Source organism: Paenibacillus sp. 2TAB19, assembly GCF_052115185.1.
Taxonomy (GTDB): Bacteria; Bacillota; Bacilli; order Paenibacillales; family Paenibacillaceae; genus Pristimantibacillus.
The window spans coordinates 45,832-68,622 of record NZ_JBFRGE010000033.1 but is presented as its reverse complement, the minus strand read 5'-3'; the positions used below and the strand labels follow the sequence as shown (position 1 = coordinate 68,622).

Annotated in this window: 17 protein-coding genes; 10 read left to right on the top strand and 7 right to left on the bottom strand. The window is 51.0% G+C overall.

Going from position 1 to position 22,791, the window contains the following annotated elements; translation table 11 throughout:
• The coding region (locus AB4Z33_RS16505; RefSeq protein ID WP_442050948.1) for an IS256 family transposase at positions 1-610 on the top strand (610 nt) is incomplete at its 5' end.
• 197 nt (positions 611-807) lie between these two features.
• Here the strand turns inward: AB4Z33_RS16505 and AB4Z33_RS16500 are convergent.
• Genes AB4Z33_RS16500 through AB4Z33_RS16490 form a run of 3 tightly spaced genes read right to left on the bottom strand, consistent with a single transcriptional unit; the run spans position 808 to position 4,677 of the window.
• A complete protein-coding gene (locus AB4Z33_RS16500) occupies positions 808-2,802 on the bottom strand; it encodes a hypothetical protein (RefSeq protein ID WP_442050947.1) in 1,995 nt (664 codons plus the stop codon).
• 18 nt (positions 2,803-2,820) lie between these two features.
• Positions 2,821-3,699, bottom strand: a complete 879-nt coding sequence (locus AB4Z33_RS16495; protein ID WP_442050946.1) for a carbohydrate ABC transporter permease — start codon at positions 3,697-3,699, stop codon at positions 2,821-2,823.
• 18 nt (positions 3,700-3,717) lie between these two features.
• The gene (locus AB4Z33_RS16490) at positions 3,718-4,677 is read right to left on the bottom strand and encodes an ABC transporter permease (RefSeq protein WP_442050949.1); all 960 of its coding nucleotides are present in this window, start codon (positions 4,675-4,677) and stop codon (positions 3,718-3,720) included.
• A gap of 155 nt (positions 4,678-4,832) precedes the next feature.
• Here AB4Z33_RS16490 and AB4Z33_RS16485 point away from each other — a divergent pair, with 155 nt between their 5' ends.
• Together AB4Z33_RS16485 and AB4Z33_RS16480 are read left to right on the top strand one after the other, a co-directional pair.
• On the top strand, positions 4,833-6,590 hold the full coding sequence (locus AB4Z33_RS16485; protein WP_442050945.1) for a sensor histidine kinase: 1,758 nt from the start codon (positions 4,833-4,835) through the stop codon (positions 6,588-6,590).
• Positions 6,568-8,166: a response regulator transcription factor gene (locus AB4Z33_RS16480; RefSeq protein ID WP_442050944.1), complete on the top strand. Its 1,599-nt coding sequence runs from the start codon at positions 6,568-6,570 to the stop codon at positions 8,164-8,166. Before AB4Z33_RS16485 ends, AB4Z33_RS16480 begins: the two co-directional genes overlap by 23 nt.
• Positions 8,167-8,224: 58 nt before the next feature.
• Here AB4Z33_RS16480 and AB4Z33_RS16475 read toward each other — a convergent pair whose 3' ends face one another.
• Entirely contained in the window at positions 8,225-9,907 is a 1,683-nt protein-coding gene (locus AB4Z33_RS16475) for an extracellular solute-binding protein (RefSeq protein ID WP_442050943.1), read from the bottom strand.
• Between the two features lie 233 nt (positions 9,908-10,140).
• Here AB4Z33_RS16475 and AB4Z33_RS16470 point away from each other — a divergent pair, with 233 nt between their 5' ends.
• A complete protein-coding gene (locus AB4Z33_RS16470; protein WP_442050942.1) occupies positions 10,141-10,293 on the top strand; it encodes a hypothetical protein in 153 nt (50 codons plus the stop codon).
• A gap of 67 nt (positions 10,294-10,360) precedes the next feature.
• On the opposite strand, the gene AB4Z33_RS16465 is transcribed toward AB4Z33_RS16470, so the two are convergent.
• On the bottom strand, positions 10,361-11,797 hold the full coding sequence (locus AB4Z33_RS16465) for a glycosyl hydrolase family 28 protein (RefSeq protein WP_442050941.1): 1,437 nt from the start codon (positions 11,795-11,797) through the stop codon (positions 10,361-10,363).
• Positions 11,798-12,163: 366 nt separating this feature from the next.
• On the opposite strand from AB4Z33_RS16465, the gene AB4Z33_RS16460 reads away from it, so the two are divergent.
• The 6 genes from AB4Z33_RS16460 (at position 12,164) to AB4Z33_RS16435 (ending at position 19,320) form a co-directional block, all read left to right on the top strand.
• Positions 12,164-13,597 (top strand): PTS mannitol transporter subunit IICB, encoded by a 1,434-nt coding sequence (locus tag AB4Z33_RS16460; protein ID WP_442050940.1) that lies wholly within the window; start codon positions 12,164-12,166, stop codon positions 13,595-13,597.
• A 61-nt stretch (positions 13,598-13,658) separates the two neighbouring features.
• Positions 13,659-15,728: a BglG family transcription antiterminator gene (locus tag AB4Z33_RS16455; RefSeq protein ID WP_442050939.1), complete on the top strand. Its 2,070-nt coding sequence runs from the start codon at positions 13,659-13,661 to the stop codon at positions 15,726-15,728.
• Positions 15,725-16,162 carry a PTS sugar transporter subunit IIA gene (locus tag AB4Z33_RS16450; protein ID WP_442050938.1) on the top strand — a complete coding sequence of 146 codons (438 nt, stop codon included), beginning with the start codon at positions 15,725-15,727 and terminating at the stop codon, positions 16,160-16,162. The genes AB4Z33_RS16455 and AB4Z33_RS16450 overlap by 4 nt, the downstream gene beginning before the upstream one ends.
• Entirely contained in the window at positions 16,159-17,325 is a 1,167-nt protein-coding gene (locus tag AB4Z33_RS16445) for a mannitol-1-phosphate 5-dehydrogenase (protein WP_442050937.1), read from the top strand. Before AB4Z33_RS16450 ends, AB4Z33_RS16445 begins: the two co-directional genes overlap by 4 nt.
• Positions 17,326-17,332: 7 nt before the next feature.
• Positions 17,333-19,060, top strand: coding sequence for a phosphoenolpyruvate--protein phosphotransferase (gene ptsP, locus AB4Z33_RS16440; RefSeq protein WP_442050936.1), 1,728 nt, complete (start codon positions 17,333-17,335; stop codon positions 19,058-19,060).
• The gene (locus AB4Z33_RS16435) at positions 19,060-19,320 is read left to right on the top strand and encodes an HPr family phosphocarrier protein (RefSeq protein ID WP_442050935.1); all 261 of its coding nucleotides are present in this window, start codon (positions 19,060-19,062) and stop codon (positions 19,318-19,320) included. Before ptsP ends, AB4Z33_RS16435 begins: the two co-directional genes overlap by 1 nt.
• 133 nt (positions 19,321-19,453) lie before the next feature.
• On the opposite strand, the gene AB4Z33_RS16430 is transcribed toward AB4Z33_RS16435, so the two are convergent.
• Positions 19,454-21,031: an extracellular solute-binding protein gene (locus AB4Z33_RS16430; RefSeq protein WP_442050934.1), complete on the bottom strand. Its 1,578-nt coding sequence runs from the start codon at positions 21,029-21,031 to the stop codon at positions 19,454-19,456.
• Between the two features lie 17 nt (positions 21,032-21,048).
• Positions 21,049-22,788, bottom strand: a complete 1,740-nt coding sequence (locus tag AB4Z33_RS16425) for a sensor histidine kinase (RefSeq protein WP_442050933.1) — start codon at positions 22,786-22,788, stop codon at positions 21,049-21,051.
• Between the last annotated feature and the right edge of the window lie 3 nt (positions 22,789-22,791).

The window sequence follows — 22,791 nt, the reverse complement described above, 5'->3', positions numbered from 1 at the left end:
CCAGGAGAGTTCTAACGGGTGGCGCGAGGTGCTGAAAGATCTCTACAGCCGAGGGGCCAAAGAAGTGCTGCTCGGCGTGTTCGACGGCCTTCCCGGATTGGATGAGGCTTTCCGGGAGACCTATCCGAAGGCTGATGTGCAGCACTGCATCGTGCACAAGGTACGTTCCACTTTTCCGAAGATCCGCGTCGAGCATAAGACAGACGTCATTAACGATCTAAAGACGATCTACAACGCGATCGACCACGACATGGCTCTTGCTGCCTTCGATACGGTTAAAGACAAGTGGGGCAAGCTTTACCCGAAGGAAATGAAATCATGGGAAAACCAATTGTCGACCCTGCTGACGTTTTACAAGTACCCCAAAGAAATTAAGAACGCCATCTATACTTCAAATGCCATCGAGCGCATGAATAAGGAATTCCGCAAACGGCTCAAGCCCATGAACAGCTTGACGAACATGGATGCGGCTGAGAAAGTCGTCTACATGCAATCCATCGAGTACAACGATAGGTATGCGGAGCGCATCACACCTGGTTTCGGTATGACGGAAGTCAAAAAGGAACTGGCTGAGATGTTCGAGGAACGCTATCCACAGGCCATTGGTTAACCAATAAGTTCCAGTCGAATAGGAGCTAAGCCCCTACCGACTATTTTTTCAGAATATTCAAACACAACTCACACCCGTCTCCCCAATGGATATTCCTACCTTCTTACACAAACTTCTTGACGCTACCCTTAATTACTCAAAAAAAGCTGTTTGGCTGGACTTTTTCCACTCAAAAGAACAAATCCCCTCTAATACATTCAGAAACCCGTTTTCGGTATTTCTTTCGGACAGACCGAGCTAGGTGACAATTGGCCAATTCGTATATCGTACATCCTCTCATGCGTCCGCTGCATCGCTTCTACGAATGGGCGATACGGCTGCTGACAGCCGTCCACGGCGCCGATCTGATAGTTCTCCCCGTCGAAGCGGCCTAGCACGGCCTGGTCGTTTAACTGAAAATAATGAACGCCGATTAATTCCGGTATGGAAGCAGCCTGCTCGACGAAATATTGATACGCCAGTCCTCGATCAGCCTGTGTCGGAACGGCGCGAATGCCGTATGCCAACATGCCGGCATCCGCCGCGCCGAAGTGGAATTCGCCGATCATAAGCGGCCTATTCAGCTTACTGCCGATACGCTCGATGAACGCCCGATCCGGTTCGAATTGATAGCAATTAATCGAGAACACGTCGAACGCCTCGCACCCTTCCAATATATCGTCGCTCCCTACCCAAGCATATCGCATGCCAAGGTTCAAATGATGCGGATCAACTTCCTTGCAATACTTGGCCGGCACCTCCACGTATCGCCGAATCATAAGACGATTGAATGCCGCGAAGTCTGCATCGCGATCAGCGCTATCAGGCAACGAGTCCATGTTTACGCCGTCGTACAACTGCTCGAAATTCCCGAAGCTGCTGCCCCATGCCGTGTTCAATGCAGCGACAGATGCATTGTATTTCTCCTTCATCCGAGCTACGAAGCGTTCCTTGCTCAGGAATCGGACGGGCGATCTGAGCATTTGCTCAGTTAGATTTAACCCATCAACGAACGCCCACTGCGGCTCGTTCCGCATGAAGTACCCAATAAGCCGGCGATCGTCCCGCATTCCAATTAACTGATTAGAGAACAGCGCCGCATTGGCATCGTACTCCGGATCGAATACATCCGGGAAGTCTCGGAATATCGTCTTCGCCGTAGTAGGAAAACGTTCCATTGGATACACGTAAGGCAGCTCCGAGCTGCGAATATACTCGGCGCTTGACCAGTTGCCGATCGTATTCATCCCCCACGATTTCATCCGATATTCCGTCAGGTCCGTCCATCTGTCCCGCCACTGCGCGCCGAATGCGCGAATCAAATTGGCGATACCGAAGCTGTACCCGCGGCTGGACCAAGCGTCGCGGAACTCCCCCTCTCGTGCAGGAAGCTCCGGAACCAGAGGCTCCATGCCTTCGAGTCGAGCAGTTTCCGCTGGATGGATGCAGTCCATGCCTGTGCTGAACAAAGCATAGCCGTCCGGATCGACGAACCACCACCGCTCTCCGTCATGCTCCGTTCGGAAAAATCCGGATGCTTCGAATCGCAGTTTCTTCCAACCGCCGTAAGGCGAAAGATTCGTGCGAAGAGGGGACTCCTCGCTTGATTGCGATGTTTCCCATTCCTCTCTTAACGCGCGGATGAGCTGAGCTTCGCTTTGCATCTTCCCTTCCCATTCCTTACCCAGCAGCTGCCCCAGTTCATCAATATATGGCGAAGGTTCATATGCAATCGGCTCTACGGCTTGGCGCAACGTTAAACCGGATACTTCCACCTTTCGCGGCGTAACGGATGGAATCGTCGATAACGCGAATCGCACGATTCGGTTTCGGTCGACGAATGCATCCCCCCGGAGCACCGATTGCATGACGCCCGGCGAACGATCGAGGAACAGCTTCTCGCCGTTCAGCGCCGACAACGGCAGAGCTATTCTCGTTGTTACCCTCGGCAATATGCCGTAATGAACGGCAATCCATCTGCCGGATGCATCTTCGAACGTGAACAACACGACGAGGACGTCATGGGATTCATGGTAGACGTCTGCAGCCAAATACGCATAGTCCTCCCACGCATTGACGGGACAAGCCTCCGCAGCAAGCTGCAAACCGCCGCCATTCGGCGACGTTAGGATTCGAAACCCGCTCTCGCCCGCCATTTCCATAACCGTACCTGGTTCCGGACGGAACGCCTCTATCGGAATTTGAAAGTCCATTCGCGATCAGCTCCTTGTCTATTCTTTCACCGCGCCGAGCACGATGCCTTTGACGAAATATTTCTGTAGAAACGGGTAGACGAGCAGGATCGGCAGCGCGCCGATAAAAATTTGCGCCGCTTTAACCGTCCGCTGCGACAGGTTCTCCATATCCTGCGGATTGATGCTCATTTTGCTGAAGTCCTGCTGTACGACAACCGTTTGCAGGAAAGTCGCGAGCGGGTATTTTTTTGTATCCATCATATAGATCAGGCCGTCGAACCACGAGTTCCAATGCCCGACCAGCGTGAATAGCGTAATCGTCGCGAGCGCAGGCATCGACACGGGCAAGTGAATGCTGAACAAGATCCGGAACAAGCCCGCCCCGTCGATGAGCGCCGCTTCTTCTAATTCGGCTGGTATCGTACGGAAGAAGTTCATGAGCAAAATCATATTGTATACGCTAAGCGCTGTCGGCAATATAAGCGCCCAGATCGTGTTAATGAGATGCAGCTCGGTAACAAGGATGTAACCAGGAACCAAACCGCCCGAGAACAGCATCGTGAATACGAAAAACCACATGTAGACGTTGCGGCTCTTGAACGCGGCATTGCGCTTGGACAGCGCATATCCGGCAAATACGATCACCGCCATGCCGATTGCTGTCCCCAACAAAGTCCGGTACAGTGAATAAAATAAAGCCCGAATGAAAGCCGGATTATTGATCGTTTTCTCGTAAGACTCCAACGTGAAGTCTACCGGCCATAGATTGACGATATTCGCCGTTGCCGCCGACTTTCCGCTGAAGGATACGGCTAGCACATGCATAAGCGGCAGGATGCACAGCAACGATAGCGCGATCAGGAAGAGATGATTGAAGATGCTGAACATTCGATATCCGGTAGATTTGTGATACATTCGCTCTCTCCTCTTTCTTTAGAAAATCCGATAGTTGCCGAACCGGTAAGCTAATCGGTACGAGACGATAATCAGAACGAAGCTGATGATCGATTTGAACAGTCCGACTGCCGTCGCGAAGCTGAAGTCTCCTTTAAGCATCGCCGATCGGTAGACAAACGTGTCTATGACATCGCCTTTACTGTAGACGAGCGGATTATACAGGTTGAATATTTGGTCGAAGCCGGCGTTAAGGACATTGCCTAGCTGAAGGGTCGCAACGACGACGATGATCGGCAGCATGACCGACAACGTTACATGGATCGTTTGCTGGAATCGCGTCGCTCCATCTACTTCAGCCGCCTCGTACAGAGCCGGATTTACGCCGGCGATAGCCGCCAAATAAATGATCATCGCGAAACCGAATTCTTTCCATATATCGCTGACTACAATGATGAATCGGAACCAATCACCATCTCCCAGGAAGAAGATCGGCGCCATGCCGAACCAGTCTGTCAGCATTCGATTCACCAAACCGCCCTTGACCGACAACAGATCGATTAAGATGCCGCCTAGAATAACCCATGACAAGAAGTGCGGCAGGTAGACGAGCGTTTGGATGCTGCGCTTGATTCCGACCTTGCGAACCTCGTTGAGCAGCAAGGCGATACCGATCGGTACGAACAATCCGAATACGATCTTAAGTATGGAAATAATAAGCGTGTTCCAGATCACTTGCACGGACTCGTCGAACATAAACAAAGACTCGAAATGCTTGAATCCTACCCAATCCGACTTGAAGAAACCAAGCCATGGCTTATAGTCCTGAAAGGCCATTACGAGCCCGAGTATAGGAAAATAATGAAAGACGATTGCGATAACCGTAGCCGGCAAGATGAGCAAATGCAGCGGCCATGTTTTTTTAAGTCCCCTTAACCATTTCGACTCCCTATTGATCGCGGTAGGCGTTGCCGCCTGCTTTCCAATCCCGCTTTCCATGCGTATTTCCCCTCTCTCATTTCCCATGATTGCGCATTCATCTACTTCTGCTACTATTATATCAACGGGCCTGGAGCCCACCTATGATAAGGTCTTAACATCTATAACCACTCTCATAACCTCTTTGGTTAAATCCGAAATAGGCGGTGCCCAGCGTGATAAAATATAAAATATTTCAAAAGCTGCTCATTATGCTTGCTCTGCTTCTTATTCCCGCAACTCTATTATTTGCCTATGCGAATGAAGCAAGTAAACAAGTAGTCAAGCATACGCTCGAGGAATCGGCGGCCAAACAGTTGGAATTTACGATGGGGCAGCTTGAACAGTCGCTTCGCCAGCTCGAAACCCAGACGCTGATGCTTGTCAACGATTCCACGATCAGAGGTTATGCCAGCTCATCGGATTTTCCGGAATATTTGAACCACCTGTTCATGCGCAAAACGATCGAGGAAAAGCTGGTGCTGCAAAGCCAGGCCGAGCCTCTCATTTCTGAACTAACGGTACACTGGCCGTCCATTGAGGAATCGATTACATCGGAAGGCACATTGCCCTACAATTACGAGCAGCTCGCCAATAAGCCGATGAACCGGTGGATCGTAGACAACAACGAGGGCTTGCTTTCATTCCGCTTATTGTTCTCCTTCCCGGCGATCGCGGCGCCCGATCTAAGCAATACCGTATCCGTCGTCGAGACTGCGATATCAAGCCGTTATTTGACCTCCGTATTGACCGGGCTTGACGCATCCGGCAACGGCACGTCGTTTTTCTATTTTCCTGGCTCGGACATTATTCGGAGCAGCAACGTTGATATGGATTTGGCCATGCATTTAATCGAACAAGGCGAGCTCGATACCGACGAAATCACTCATCCGAAGCTTTCCGTTATGGGGGCGGACGGCGAGCAATATTTGGTTCAGTTCGTGTTCAGTCCTTCGCTCGGCGGTACGCTCGTCAGTTACATTCGGCTGGACGAGTTTCTTGGGCCGCTGCAAAAAGTGAACTGGCTTGTCAATGGAAGCCTCGCCTTCCTTGCCGTCGCGGGCATCATGATTTCTTATTTGTTTTACAGCCATTTCCGCAAGYCGTTCGGCTATCTGGTACGGAAGCTCGAAGCGCTGGGCTCCGGCGATTATGCCAGCAGAGCCACGGTAAGGACGAACAACGAATTCGACTATTTGTTCGAGCGATTCAACGAGATGGCCTCGCGCATACAGTCGTTGATCGAGAACGTGTACGAGGAGAAGGTACGGACGCGGGAAGCCGAGTACAAGCATTTGCAGTCCCAGATCAATCCCCATTTTCTATATAATTGCTTGTTCTATATCGTGAGCATGGCGAACAAATCGCCCGCGGCCGTCGTTTCGATGGCCAAGAACTTGTCCGAGTTCTACCGGTATATCACCCGCAAGGCAGGATCGATAACGACGCTCGAGGACGAAATCCGGCTCATCGAAAGCTATTTGGAGGTGCAGTCGCTTCGCAACAAGCGGCTGTCTTACGAAATCGATATCCCTTCCGCCATGCTTAACCTTTCGGTGCCGACCCTTCTGCTGCAGCCGATCGTCGAGAACGCGATCGTGCACGGCATCGAACAGAAAAGGACGTCCGGAAGAGTTCATATCGAGGGCATTGCGCGCGGCGACCAGTACTTGATTCACGTCGACGACGACGGTCACGGGTTGCCGGGAGAGAAGCTTCAGTCGCTTATCGATAGCGTACACGGCAGCAGCGTTGCCGGCGATGGAATGGGCTGCGGACTAAGCAATGTCCATAACCGGTTAATGAACCGATACGGCGGCCATTCCGGACTAACTTTCTCKGTCAACGAATGGGGCGGTTTGCGGGTTACGCTTCATCTACAACTATCGCATAGGGAGCTGGGTCAAAGAGATGAACGTCTTATTAGTGGATGACGAGGATTACGTGCTTGATTTTTTGGAGGAGCAGATCCCTTGGTCACGAATTGGCGATATAACCATATATAAGGCCGGCTCGGCCGAGGAGGCTCTCGAGATTGCCCGGAACACCGAGCTGCAAATCGTCGTAACCGATATTAAAATGCCCGAGACGAGCGGATTGGAGCTGCTCGCGGTATTGCGCGAAGACTATTCTGACCTTAAGGTTGTGCTGTTATCCGGTTATTCAGAGTTCGAATATGCCCGGAAAGCGCTGCAGCACGGGGCTGCCGATTATTTGCTTAAGCCCGTGACCGAGGATGAAGTCGTCTCCTGCTTGCAGAAGGTTCTAGTCCTCATAGACGAGGAGAAGAGGCAAAGCGAGCACTTATCGGCCGCTAACGACATGGTGAAACTGGGCATTCACCGCATGCGCGAGCATTTGCTGCTTGATCTGCTGCTGGGCCGCAAATACGGGCCGGATGAGATGCAGCGGCATCTGCATGCCCTTCAATTGCCAATCGGACCGGATGAGGAGTGCGCGCTTGCGTTGATTCGAATCGAAACGGGAAGCGAGGAAGCAACGCGGGAAGACTTCGAGCTGTTCAGCTACGGCTTGCTCAATATGGCGGAGGAAATTTTATACGGCAAAATAAACGACATTCCGTCCCTTTGGTCATGCAAGGATTCCTATCGATTCATTGTCCTGCTGCTTCCCATCCAACGATTCGGTTCACATGAGCATCTGCAGCAACGTACCTGCGACCTGCAGCAGGCCGTTCTGCAATACATGAAACGGCCCGTTTCCATCCTGCTCACGAGCGCTTTTCCCTACCGGCACGAGCTATATCGTCAATACCTGCTGGCACTTAACGGCTTCGGCCGTTCTATCGGAACGCGCAGCGGCGTCATGCGGACACTCGATCAAGATGAGCCACGGAAGGAGCTGAAGCCGCTCGTGCAGCTTCATCAGTCGCCTACCATCCAGCAGTTGATGGAGACCGGACGCTGGGAGGAAGTGAACGGCAAGCTGGAGCTTATTATGGCGGAGTTGAACAGTCCCCCTTGCCAATCGCAGCAGCAGCTTATGGAGATCGTTTATTACTTGTTCAGCAGCTTCTCTTACATTGCGCACAAACAGGGAGATTCGTTCGCCGACCTTGTCGGTCATCCCCTGCAGCCCGAATCGTTTTATTTCAAATCGACGGATGCGATCATGGAGTGGGCGTTATCGATCATCGACCAGTTCAAGCGCTCGCTACAGGAATCAACCCCTAACCGCAACCATATTATTCGCCAGATCCATGAGTATATCGCGCTTCATCTGCACGAGGACGTCTCTCTCACAAGGGTCAGCGAGCATGTCTATCTGCATCCCGTCTACTTGTCCCGATTGTACAAGAAGGAAACCGGGGAAAGCTTGTCTACTTACATCCTGCGCGTTCGAATGGAGAAAGCCGCGGAACTGCTCATGGGCACGAACAAAAAAGTTTCCGATATCGCCAAGGAAATCGGTTATCAGAAAACGCAATATTTCATCCATATTTTCAAAGAATTCCATCAGCTTACGCCTCAGAACTTCCGCAATCGATAATATGCAAAAGGGCTGCCCCCGTGGAATCAACTCCTCCGGTGCAGCCCCTGTTTTGTCTTTACGGATTCACGCTCTTATACCATTCGTTGATTTCTTTCTCGATTTGGTCGCCGCCTTTGCTCTTCCAATCCGCAACGAAGGAATCGAATTTATCGATGGACTCGTTGCCGTAGATGATTTTGGCGAACGTCTCAAGCTCCATCGTTTTCAGGTTATYGCCTTTGTTTCTCATCGTCTCGGTCGGCGCTCCCAAAAATTCGGTTGGCGCGTTGATTCCGGCCATTTGATAGTTAAGTGCTCCAGCACGTACCATCTCCGGATCTTGAATCATAATTTCTCTATGCGCTCTCGTGGTTGGCTCTCCGCCGTTAAACATGTAATCATAGTTCGCTGATCCTTGGAAAGGGATAGCAGGTACGTTCCAGAACAAGTTGTATTTGCTCGATGATGCAGCCGCCTCAAGCGGCGTCGGGAACTTCTTCGAATCATATTCCGGCTTGCCGTCGACGATCGCGTAATCGTAGCCTTCAAAAAATCCGTCCTTGAAGTCGCCGGTTTCGAATTGATTGTCGTAAATTTTGTCCATGTACAAGAAGAATGCGTCCATATGTTCGAAATCCTTGTTGAACATCATCACTTTGCCTTCGTTGATATAGCCGGTATAACGAGCCGATTTACCGTCCGATCCYGTCGGCAACGGGTACGCTCTTAGCTTCGCGTCCGGGTTCGTTCCCGCTACGTCTCCGAGCGGCCAGCCCATCGCCCAGAATGGAGCGGCAATCATGCCCGACTTGCCTTGGATGAAGCTTTCGGTCGCTTTCACTTCGTCAATGGCAGCTAGCTCCGGATCAAGGTAGCCTTTTTTATACCATTCTTGCAGCTTGCCTAGGCCGCTCTTGATTTCCGGCTGCACGGACCCGTATTTCAAGCTGCCGTCGCTTCCTTGCTGCCAAGTGCCGGGAATGAACTTGCCCGTATAGGCGCCGAAGACAAAGCTTACGTCGGACATCCAATTGGAGAAGCCGTTTCTTCCGGACAAGCTGAAGCCGAACGTATCCTTCGTGCCGTTGCCGTCCGGATCTTGATTGGTGAATGCGTCCATCACCGTTTCGAATTCTTCGATCGTTGTCGGAGCCTTCAGGTTCAGCTTATCGAGCCAGTCCTGACGTACCCACAAGACCGGATTCGTTCCGTCGCCAGCCGAGAAGATCGGAAGACCTAGAAGCTGTTCCCCCTTCTTCACTTGATTCAGCGATGCGTTGTTTTCCTCATACAGCTTTTTGATCCGATCGCTGGCATACGCTTCGAAATCCTTCGAGATATCCTTCACCTTGCCCGACTGAATGAGATCGGCAATCAGGTTCTGATCCTGAACGATGAACACGTCCGGAAGTTGATCCTGCGTCGTCAGGGAAAGTCTAAGCTTCGTATGATAGGCGCCATTATCGGTCGTGTTCCACAGATCCTTGATTTCGATGCCCAGCTTTTCCTTCGTCCATTTGTTGTGAATATTGTTGTTAATATCCTCGCCATTGATGAACGTATAATCGGAACCTACCGGACGAGCGGTCGTGATCGTAATCGGCGGTTCGAATTTGCCGTCGGCGTTTTGTGCGGATTCCGTACCTTCTCCCGATGCATCCGAATTACCGCCGGCGTTGCCGCCGTTCCCGGAAGAGCATCCGATTACGGTAGTCATAACAGCGATCATCGCTAACGCGATCCATTTATTTTTTTTCAAAGCGATTCCCCCTCATATTCATTCCTGTGTACCCATTAATCGTAGCAAAAGAGGCGAAATCKCGTATATGCCCTAATCTAAACAATCATAACCTCTATACTAGCATAGTTCGTGAACCGGCTATTTTTTGAGCCTTTTCGACTGATTGCTATGCATAAATCCCTCTGCGATTTGGAACAACAATAAAGTTGTTCATGAATCAATCTTCTCTAAAAACGGAGGTGAATGGCACAATGTCAGGAAGAAACAATAAGCCCGATAACGATGGACCTTCCAGCAGCCCAGACCGCTTGGACCAATACGGCGACAAGCTTGCTTCCCGCAATGAAGAGGAATTCCAATCCGCAGTCGATGAAGCTTGCGAGACGGAAAACAAATCCGAATAATGAAAGCAGGAAAACCTCACTGCCCGTGAACCCAGGTTCGTGGGGGTGAGGTTTTCTTCTTATTATGCTAGCCGAACGACACATCTTTAACGAAATCGTTCAGGTCGAAATTCCCGCTCTCCGCATCCGTTACGAGCTTATCGTTGATTCGGACATTGATGAAACGGATGTCTGCAGCGATCCGCTCTTCGTCAAATCCGTAAATGCGCGATGGATTCTCGTTGCGGCCGTTGTATGTAATATCTCGGAACTCCACGTTTTCGATGCGGTTTCCTGCTACCGGATTGTAATCCTTGTTCCAAACGACGCGAATATCGAACAGCTGACCGAGCTCGAAATCCTCAACGCGGATATTCGAGTATTTGACGTTCCGCACCGTATTTTTGTCCCCGGCATTAATCGCCATCGCCCCCCAATAGTTCGGCTGAGGCTCGTGATGCTCGAGAATATCTATATTTTCGAATACGATATTTTCAATTGTATCGCCGTTCTTATGATAGTCGCCGTGTGTTCCGATCATAAGCGGATGCGCGACGTCAGCCCAGAACGTCGAATTGCGTACCGTTACGTTGCGGGTGTCGCCGACAAAGTCCCATCTCGTTCCGTATATCGCGATGCTGTCGTCCGATGTGCGGAGGAATACATCATCGATGACAATATTCTCGCTGGCCATCATATCGATGCCGTCCGACCAGCCTCTCGTGCTGAACGACTTGAAGTTCTCGATATGAATGTTCCGAGACTTGCCAATATAGATGCTGTAATGCGGCGGATCGAGCGTAATGATGCCTTCGACCCTGATATCGCTTGAGAACACAATCCGTACGCCGCGGAATGCAGAGAACCGGTGGAAGTCCGACAAGTAGACGATGCCCCTGCCCTTTATCGTTACATTCTTTACGTTGTCGCAGAGGAAAGAGCCTACCACGACTGCACCTCCTGCAACGTATACCGTTGTGCCGGAAGGAATGCGAAGCAGCGTTTCCTCCAAGTAATGCATGCCCGGCGCGAAATAGATGGTGTCAGGCGCCTTGCCGCTTGTTTCGTTTGGCGTTGCCGCCAGACGGTAAATATCTTCCGTCCGGTGAATGGCCGGCTTTAGCATAAGTACGTTCGGATCGGTTGGCTGCGGCGGAGCTTGATCGATCTTGTTCGCGAACACGTGCAGGTTCGCAAAACGCTCACCGTTCACTTCAATAGCTAGCTTGCGCGGCCGGTCCAGCTTGAAGATGACCCGATTTCCCTGCTGCTCRAAAGGAATTTCATACGATAACGGCCGGATAGTTACTTGTTCGACAACTAGATGCTTGGATAGGATAGCGACCTCTACTGTTCCATCCATATCGAAATAAACCATCGAAGCACGTCTCACGTTATGCATATCCACCTTCGCCTCGTAGACGAACAGCTCCTGCCACTCACCGCCCGGCACTCTTACACTCACCATAAAATCGTCGTTACTTGCCGCCCCCTTGGGCGCATCATATACGATTAGCTGATTCATCCTTTTGCCCTCTCTCTGCAATCGTTCATATTATCAACGTCCTCATGGATCGATGACAGCGCCTTCAATATCGGATATCGTGCATATCGACACGTATGCCATTACGGCTCATTCCTCCCATCCTGTTGCTTCTTCCTTCCCATTTTACTGAAACGATAGGATAGATCCTATTGCAATTTGCCGCGAATAATTGTAATAATCCAACTACCCGGAATCCAAGCAAATAGAAAAATGATGTCAACAGTCATCATGACGTAACCTGCTTTTCAAATGATTGAATATGTAAGCGCTGTACATTAGGATTAAATTAGGTTTTGGAAGTGAACTATACCAACGAATAAATTTTAAAAAATGGGAGGTTGCTGCATGAGTAAACTGATATCAGATAAACCGGCATCCGGCGGCGTTAAAGTTTCCGTTCAACGATTTGGCCGTTTTCTAAGCGGCATGGTCATGCCGAATATTGGCGCATTTATTGCTTGGGGACTCATAACGGCTTTATTCATACCGACAGGTTGGATTCCGAACGCAAGTCTGGCAACGCTTGTCGGACCGATGATCACTTATTTGCTCCCTATACTCATCGGTTATACCGGCGGTCAAATGATTCATGGCGTGCGGGGCGGCGTCATTGGTGCGGTCGTAACGGCAGGGGTTATTGTAGGATCAGATATTCCGATGTTTCTCGGCGCGATGATCGTTGGACCTTTTGCCGCATGGTTGCTCAAAAAATTCGATAAATCCATTGAAGGCAAAATCCCTTCGGGTTTCGAGATGCTGATCAACAACTTTTCTTCCGGCATTATCGGCGGTGGACTCGCGCTGCTGGCTTTCAAAGGAATCGGACCTGTAGTCGAAACCTTCAGCAAGCTGCTTGCACAAGGCGTCGAATTCCTAATTAACACGGGATTGCTGCCGCTCGCTAACATTTTGATCGAACCGGCAAAGGTGTTGTTCCTGAACAATGCGATCAATCACGGCATTCTCGGACCGCTTGCGCTTGATCAGGCATCCAAAGCAGGCCAATCGATCATTTACATGCTGGAATCCAATCCCGGTCCGGGTCTTGGCATCCTGCTCGCATACTGGCTCTTTGGTAAAGGCATGGTCAAACAGTCTGCTCCGGGCGCTGTCGTCATCCATTTCTTCGGCGGTATTCATGAAATCTATTTCCCTTACATTCTCATGAACCCGCGCTTGATTCTTGCCGCTATCGCGGGAGGCGTGTCAGGAACGTTCACCTTCTCCATCTTCGGTGCCGGTCTTGTCGCCGCTCCTTCGCCGGGCAGTATCATCGCCTACATTACGATGACGCCTAAAGGCGGCTTCCTCGCGATGTTTAGCGGTGTCGTAGTGGCCACAATCGTCTCGTTCCTAGTCGCTGCGCTGCTGCTGAAAACAAGCAAGCAAGCGGATGATTCAGAGAACGATCTTGAGCTCGCTGCGCACAAAGTTCAGCAAATGAAAGCTGAATCCAAAGGTACGGCAGCTCCGTCTGTTTCGCAGTCGGCGAAGCCAACGAAGGCGAAAATAAACAAAATCGTCTTTTCCTGTGACGCAGGCATGGGTTCAAGCGCGATGGGCGCTTCCATTTTACGCAAAAAAATAAATGCTGCGGATTTACCGATCACGGTCATTAATACGGCAATCAATGATATTCCGGCCGATGCCGACATTGTAATTACACACAAGACGCTCACCGACCGCGCGCGGCAAAAGGCTCCGGATGCGGAGCATATTTCGATCGATAATTTTCTCAAAAGTCCAGAGTATGATTTGCTCGTACAAAGACTAAGTTAATTCTACTCTACCTAACGCTGACAGAGTCATGTCGGCGTTATGCTCATTCCTCGGGAGGAGGATGATTCATATAAAAGCGTCTACCAGGCAGCGCCGTATTATTGTGCTTCTGCTCGAGCGGAAGCATGAAATCACCGTGGCCGATATAGCGGCTATCGTCGGAACGAGCACGAGGACGATCCATCGCGAGCTTAACGATATTGAACGGTTGTTAGCCGCAAACGGTATTCTTCTTCATAAAATTTCTGGACTTGGCATCCGGATCGAAGCCGACACGGATACACTGGAGTACTTCAAGCAATCATTCGACAGAACCGATTCATTCGAATATTCGGCAGAAGAACGGCAGGCCCTGATTCTCTGCAGACTCCTTGAGCATGACGAGCCCATTAAGCTGTTCTCGCTCGCTCACGAGCTGCGCGTGACGATGCCGACCATCAGCCACGACCTTGATGAGCTGGAACAATCCATTATCAAGCAAGGATTAACCCTTGTCCGTAAAAGAGGCTACGGCGTTGAACTCATTGGCCCTGAAACAGCGAAACGTCATTTCATTAGTTTGCTTGCGCTCAATCTTTTTGACGATTCCGATTTATTCGGGCAATTCGCAGACCATACGGTTTCGCAGACCAATCCTGTAACGGCACAGCTTCTAGACATGATCGGCAAGGATAACTTCAAGAAGCTTGAACAGGCATTATGGGAGCTTAACGACGATTGGCCAAACGACTTATCCGAAGCCGATTACACCCGACTGCTTATTAAACTGTCGGTTGCGTTAACCCGAATAGAACACAACCATCTGATTCTATCGGACGATTATGGCACTGGCGGCGAAATCGGCTTGCTAAGAAGCCTGCTGGACCTGCTTGATATACAGCTTCCGTTAGAAGAACAACGATACCTTTCCCGATTGCTCGACAACAACGCTTTTTTTGAAAGCAGTCTCTTGATTCATCACGACGATATGTCAATTATCGAGTCTGTGACGCTGTTGATCCGTTACGCCCAGGATCATCTGCAAATACCGCTTTTGGAAGACCGCTCGCTCTTAGAAGGGTTAATTCAACATATAAAAAAGGCCTTTCAGCGGATTAGAGACGGCATCGCGATACGTAATCCGATGCTGGCGCCAATTAAGAAGGATTACGCCCAGCTATTCGCCACGGTCCGGCAAGGCGTGAATGAGGTTATCCCTTCAATTGTCGTGCCTGACGAGGAAGTCGGTTATATTGTTATGCATTTCGGCGCTTCCATTGAACGCGTAAAACAATTCCCGAGAAAAATTAGAGCTGTGCTCGTTTGTACGAGCGGCATCGGTTCATCTAAGCTGCTCGCCGTAAGAATAACGAAGAAGCTGCCGCAAATCGAATTATTGGGTCATTACTCTTGGTACGAAGCCGCACGGCTGCCTTCGAATCAATATGACCTGGTCATATCGACCGTCGACCTGCCTTTGGATTCAGGCCAGTACATTAAGCTCAGCCCTCTACTTACCCAAGAGGAAACGGATAAGCTTCGCTCTTATATTGAGAGCACGACCTTAAAGAAGCTCTCTCACGCCGCTGAGTCAGAGCCGTCTATACAGTCGCCAATGGATCGTTTGACACTGCTGCAGCAATATTCCGGCAGCATCCTACGGCTGCTCGAAAGCTTCACCGTTCATGATTTGTCCATTTCGGAGCGGCGATTGAAGTTAGAAACACAGTTTCTGCCGATGATCTCGATGATTGGGAAGCCGGACATTTTGGCCCATAGCGAGAAAATAGCTGCGCAACTGCTGGCAAGAGAACAGCAAGGCAGTCTTGTCATTCCGGATACGGAGCTTGCCTTAATCCATACCCGAAGCGAATGGCTTCAAGAGCCGCTGCTCGCCTTGTACCGTTACGATCAGTCCCTGCTTCTTAACGATGATGAAACGATAAAGGTTAAACAAGTATTAATGATGCTGGGACCTGCAAAGCTGGATAAGTCCAGCTTGGAAGTGCTGAGCGAAATAAGCGCGATGCTGCTGCTGCCGGAAATGATTGCGATACTGGAAAATGGCGATAAAGCAAGCATCAAAGCTTTCATATCAAAGAAGCTGGAACAGTATATAAAAACAAAATGGATTGGAGAGAGTAAGCAATGACTATTTTAGCGAAAGAAAAAATCAAACTGAATGTAAATGTGAAAGACAAATACGAAGCCATTCGCATGGCCGGGCAACTGCTTGTTGACGCAGGACACGTACCTTCGGAATATATCGGCAAAATGCTTGAGCGAGAGGATGATCTGTCCACCTATATCGGAGGAGGTCTTGCCATGCCGCATGGTACGAATGAGTCGAAGGCTTTTATCCGCTCGACAGGCATAGCTATTCTTACTGTACCCGAAGGCGTAGACTTTGAAGGCGATGAACCCGCTCGATTAATTATCGGTTTAGCGGCGGTAGGTGACGACCATTTGAATATTTTGACGAACGTCGCTATGCTCGTGTCTGAAGAAGAGGATATGCAGCGCATTATGAATGCTTCTACGGAGGAAGAACTCATATCTATTTTCGAAGCGGGGATGCAGGAATGAAGGCCGTTCACTTTGGAGCCGGCAATATCGGCAGAGGTTTTATAGGTCTGCTGCTGCATCAATCAGGGTATGAGGTTGCTTTCGTGGATGTAAACGATGCTCTCGTTTCCCTCCTGCAGATGAAGCGGCAATATACCGTCAAGCTTGCCAATGAGCAGGCTGACACATTTCTTGTCGATCAAGTTACCGCCATTAACGGTAAACATCTATCTTTGGTCGCCAGAACGATCGCAGAGGCCGATCTTGTTACGACCGCCGTCGGTGTATCGGTTCTGAAGCATATTGCTGCCGCCATCGCTAAGGGAATCGAGCTTAGGTTAGCGGGCAGCCGGGAGCCTCTTCATATTATTGCATGCGAGAACGCCTTAGGCGGCAGTACGACGCTTAAGCATTTGGTCTATGAACACCTGTCGACTGAGGATCGGACGCTGGCCGACCGACTTGTCGCTTTCCCGGACGCTGCGGTAGACAGGATCGTCCCGCTTCAGCAAAACGARGATCCGCTGCTGGTTACGGTTGAACCATTCTATGAGTGGACGATCGATCGTTCTATCGTGCTGCCCGGACATCAAGAAATCGGCGGCGTCCACTATGTCGATCAGCTCGAGCCCTATATCGAGCGCAAGCTGTTTACGGTCAATACCGGACATTGCTGCGCCGCTTATCATGGCTACTTGAAGGGCTATACGACTATCCAGGAAGCGATGAAGGACCCGACCATCGTGGCTGAGGTTAGAGGAGCGCTGCAGGAGTCCGGTGCCGCACTCATACAAACCTATCAATTCGACGAAGCGGCGCACTCGCAATATATCGAGCAAATACTTGAGCGCTTCATTAACCCTTATTTAGTTGACGAAATCGTCCGGATTGGCCGCTCACCGATTCGGAAGTTATCGCCGCAAGACCGTCTTGTGCGGCCGGCTTCGCTCGCTAACCAATGCGGGATAACCGTTACGCATTTGACCAACGCCATGGCAGCAGCCCTGCACTTCGACTATTCGGATGATCCGGAGGCCGTTGAGCTGCAGGAAGCGATTAAGAAACATGGCATTCATCAGACGATAACGGAGTATACGGGGTTAAGCGGGCAGAGCCCTCTTCATGCGCGTACGGCGGAGCAATATCAACAGCTGGGACAATGGGTCCGGCACGGAAAGGAATGATCGAACGATGACACAATCATTGAGAGGGATAGGCGCATCGCCCGGCATCGCGGTCGCACCCGCCTTCTTCCTTACTTCGGAGCGCTTCGTTCCGGTCCGGACTGCCGTTGCGGACGGGAAACAGGAGATTGCAAGGTTCCGTGAAGCTGTAGCCGTCTCCCGAGGCGAAGTGGAAGTCATCCGGGACGCCGCTGAAGAGCGGTTTGGAGCGGACAAAGCTGAGATTTTCGAAGGCCATCTTATGCTGCTTGAGGATCCGGATCTCATTGATGCCATTGAAGAGAAAATAACGGATGAAGCCATTAATGCCGAATTCGCGTTACATGAAACAGCTCAATCCTTTATTGAGCTGCTGCAATCGATGGAGGACGAATTGCTCCGCGGACGCGCGGTTGATATAGAGGACATTTCGAGCCGAATAATGAGTCATTTGCGAGGTGTTCCGCATATGGACTTGGCCAATCTAACAGAAGAATGCGTTATTGTTGCACGGGATCTGACTCCTTCGGATACGGCCCAGCTTAATCTGGCTCTCGTTCGCGGATTCATTACCGAGGTCGGCAGCCGCACCTCTCATTCCGCCATTATGGCCCGCTCGCTGGAAATACCCGCAATCGTAGGTGCAGGCGCAGCGATTTATGCCGTACCGGACAATACCGTCGTGATCATGGATGCTAATGAAGGACTCATCCTTATTAATCCGACTACCAATGAGCTTGAAACTTATCAAGTAAAGAAGCAACAGGACGATCAGCGAAAAATCGAATTGGCGAAGCTGAAGGATCAGCCGACGCTGTCCAGTGACGGCAAGCAGGTCGAGCTTGCGGCTAATATCGGTAAACTGGAGGATATTCAAAAGGCCATCGACAACGGGGCCGAAGGCATCGGACTTTTCCGCACGGAATTTTTATATATGGGCCGCAATTCTCTTCCTACGGAGGAGGAGCAGTTCGCCAGCTACAAATATGCGCTTGAGAAAATGAGCCCTAAGCCGGTCGTTATCCGGACGCTGGATATCGGTGGCGATAAAGAGCTTCCGTATATGGATCTTCCGAGGGAAAGCAATCCCTTCCTTGGACTTCGGGCGCTTCGTCTCTGTCTGGATAGACAGGACCTGTTCCGCACGCAGTTGCGGGCGCTGCTTCGGGCAAGCCGTTACGGCAACCTGAAAATCATGTTCCCGATGATCGCCGTGCTCGAAGAGCTGCTGGAGGCCAAGCGGCTGCTCGCGGAAGAACAACAGAAGCTAATCGCCGAAGGCGTACAGCTGGCCGAGCATATCGAAGTAGGCATGATGGTCGAAATTCCGGCCGCAGCCGTCTCTGCCGACTTGTTCGCTCCGGAAGTCGATTTCTTCAGTATTGGAACGAATGATTTGATTCAATATACAATGGCTGCTGACCGCATGAACGAAAACGTGGCCTATCTGTACCAGCCTTGGCACCCTTCCTTGCTGCGCTTGATTCGTCTCGTTATTCAAGCGGCGGAGACGGAAGGCAAATGGGTCGGCATGTGCGGCGAAATGGCGGGCGACGCTACGGCTATTCCGCTCTTGCTTGGTCTTGGCCTGCATGAATTCAGCATGAGCGCCGGTTCCATCCTCCCATCAAGGGAGCTCATTGGCCAGCTTGATCAAGCGCACTGGTCCGGTTATGCCGATCAAGCGCTTCGGATGCGCAGCACGCAAGAAATTACGCAACTTGTAGAACAGATGAGAAACGGAGTGAATTCATAATGGTCAGCAAAACCTTCACCATTCTTAATCCGACGGGCTTTCATGTCCGTCCGACCAAAACATTCGTGCAAACCGCAAGCACCTTTCCTTGCAAGATTACCCTTATCAATAAAGGCAAAAAAGTAAACGGCAAAAGCTCGCTGAGCATGCTTACGCTCGGTATCGCTGCAAACGAGGAAGTGACGCTTGAAATTGACGGCGAGCAGGAAGAGCAAGCGCTTGATGCGCTCGGCAAGCTGTTGACGGAAATTCACGAGTAGAGCAAGTTGAACGGATAGCGTTGGGGCTGTCCCGGCAGGTCATATTCGACATGCTTGTGCAGCCCTTATTTCATCATGATGAAACAACTCCATCTCCGTATTGCCCCAAAGGGTTATGCGCTTTATGGCCGGCTTATCGCCTTGCCGACCTCGACTTGGCGTACGAGTAGAGCTGCGATTGCAGCGCGTTCAGATACTCCGTCATACCTGCATCCTTCAGCTCACTCCTCATCTCGGCAAGCTCGCTGTCGATATCGACACTTACGCCGACGGAAAGCGGCTGCACGTAAGCTTGCCTGATCTTCTCCAATCGCTCCAGCTCTTCCGAAACAACGGACGTATCGAAGATGAAGCCTTCATACGGATCGATGCCGTTCGCTTCCGCGAGCTTCGGCCCTTCCGTTACCGTCAGCTTGTCGATGATAGACTGCCATTCACCAGGCGCTTTGGACGGATAAGACATATAGCCGTCCGTCAGTCCCGTCCATCCCGGCTTACGGTTCTGCTCCGGTATTCCCTCATAGGATACCCTTCCGTTGTCCAGCTTGTAGTTCTCGCCTTCAACGCCGTACATGAGCAGATCGTAATACGACTGATCGGTATGCGCCTTCTCCAGAAACTTCAGCGCCAATAGCGGATAAGACGAGTTCGAGCCGATCGAGATCATGCTCGACGAATCGACCGATACCTTCGGCAGGAAGACCGTCGCCGGGTATAAGTCGAACCCAATGTCCAACCAGCCGAACTGCTGCTCAGGATACCTCGCTTTCAATACGTCGATATAGTTGCCGGATACCGCGCCGAAATGATTGCTGAATTCAAGAGGTTTCCTGTCGGCCTTCATGAGCTCGAACGTCTTGCTCGTCTCGTTGCCTTGGGACGCAAGGATATCCCGGTCGACAACGCCGTCTTCGTACCATTGCTTCGCTTTGCGTACGATCTGCTCGTATTCCGGCGTGTCATACTTGCTCATGACCTTGTAGGGATCTTTCACCGGCGCTACCGCATAATCGTTTACGATCGTGTAGTAGTCGCCCCCTGCCAGCAGTTGCCATAGCAGATCACCGAACCTCTTATCGTTGATCATCGGCGTGTCTGGGTATTGCTCCTTCGCTTTGTACAAATATTGTTCCAGCGCCTCGAAGCTATCCAGAACCGGAAGCCCCCATTGCTGACGCAAATCCTCGCGGTAGAGCACGCCTTGATATCCGGCACCCGGCTTGCCGAAGGATGGAATACCGTATAACTTACCATCCAGCATCGCTCGCTCCAACACGTCTCCATAATGCTCCGCGAGCGCCGGCACCTCGTTCAGCATCGGCGCGAGATCGACGAAGGCGTTCCGCTTCGCGTATTGCTTGAAGTCAGTCCAGAAGCCCCCGACGTAGAGATCGTATTCCTTCGTCGCAATGGCCCTGCCGATCTCGTTCTTCTCCTCGCCCCAAGGAATGAAGACGAACCGAACGGTGATGCCGAGATCATCGATCGTCATGGCGTCGAGCTGCTTGTAGAAGCTGTCCATTCCGCTGGCAGGCTCAGTGCCCATCGTAACCGCCTTAAGCTCCACAACGTCAGTCTGTATCTCATCTCCAGCCTCGGCGCGCTGCTCGGAAGCAGCATCCGGCTTCCGGTCCGAGCACGCGGACATGACAATGGCGATACCGATGACAAGCAGCGACAGCCCTACTTTTCGGAATCCGGCAATTCCCATTCGATTCCCTCCCTTCGTTATTCCGGTCCACTTCTCACGGCAGGAACGTCGATCGTGACGCATGTCCCGCCTTCAGCGATACTGGTGAACCGCAAAGTCGCGGGCTGGACGAAATACAGCTCCAGCCTTTTTTCGATATTTTTGACACCGTAGCCGCTTCCTTTGTGACTTCGCGGCGTCTCTCTCCCTTGCTGGTAGCCGACACCGTCATCCCTCACCTCCAGTAGCAGGCGTCCGTTCGCTACACCGCCCGTGACATGGATGACGCCCGTTCCGCCCTCCTTCTCGGAAATGCCGTGAATGATCGCGTTCTCGACGAGCGGCTGCAGCGTTATTTTCGGAATAAGACAGTCCATTGCCTCTTCCGCGACATCGAAATCTATCTGGATCCGGTTTCTGAAACGTTTCATCTGGATGTCCATATAAATGGCGCTGAGGCGAACCTCGTCCCTAACCGTGACGAAATCCTCCCCTTTGTTGAGAATAAGTCGATAATAGCCTGACAGCGCGTAAACGATTTGCTGAATATTTTCGCGCTCGCCCTTCTGCGCCATCCAATTCAGCATATCGAGCGTATTATATAGAAAATGCGGATTGATCTGGGACTGCAGCGCCTTAAGCTCCGCTTCGTTCTTCTCTTGCCCCAGCTTGAATTGCTCCGCAAGAAGCTCCTGCAAGCTGCCTATCATATAGTTATAGCTGGAAATTAGCTGTCCAACCTCGTCCTTGCTCGGCGAAATGTCAAGCTCGTTCAGCCTGCCCTGGCGAACCTGGCTCATCCTGTTCATGAGCAGCAATATTCTGCGCGTAATCGACTTCGCCACTGGAAAAATAACGATCAATATAATGAATGTAATAATGGCGTACGTAGACAGCACCTGCGTCCGGATGTTGTGAATCGCTTCAGTCGCCGCCTTGTTCGATAGGACGGTAACGAGATACAGATTCGTGTTGCCGATCTTCTGCCCGCGCGCCAAATAAGTGCCGCTTGCAAGCGACACGCTCTTGAATGCTCCGCCGCTGTCTATCGGCTCCGGCAGATGCATCTCCTCGTATTCGGCTTCACCGGTGCTGGCAATCAAATCTCCATCCGCCGTCGCGATATAGACCAATTGCTGCGGATTCGACTTCGTTAAGCTTTGCCTGATTTGATTCGTATCGATATTCAACGTGACGATACCGACCGGCTCGCTTAGATTCGCCGGATTCCAAAGCAAGCGGCCTAGCGCCAAATACTTGCTCGGAACGCTCTCCGGCTCTTCGCGAACGACCCATGCCGACCTGCCGTTATTTGCATATACGCTCTTCACCCAAGGCATATCGCTTACATCTCCTAACCTGCGGAACAACGTATCATCACCGGTCAGAATGAAATCGTCATTGATGTAATAAACAATGCGGTCGAACTCGGAATTGCTCTCCATGATCTGCGAATAGGCAACAACGTTGTTGAAGACAGCTAACTGCTCAGGTATCTTCATCTCGGATGGTTTTTTGGACAATATCGCGTTCAAATCTTTGTTGACGATAATCATCGACGTCAGCTCTTCCAAATGATAAAACTTTTTGGACAGCGTAACGAGCATCTGCTCGTAATTCTGATTCTCCGCGTAGCTTTGCCCATCAACGGCCAGCTTGCGGATCTCGCCATAAGAGATGAAGAACGTAACGATAAGCGGCACGATGCCGACGATGGCGAACAAGATCATTATTTTCTTCCGCAGCGACATATCGTTCAAATAATCGATCAGCTTCATCGG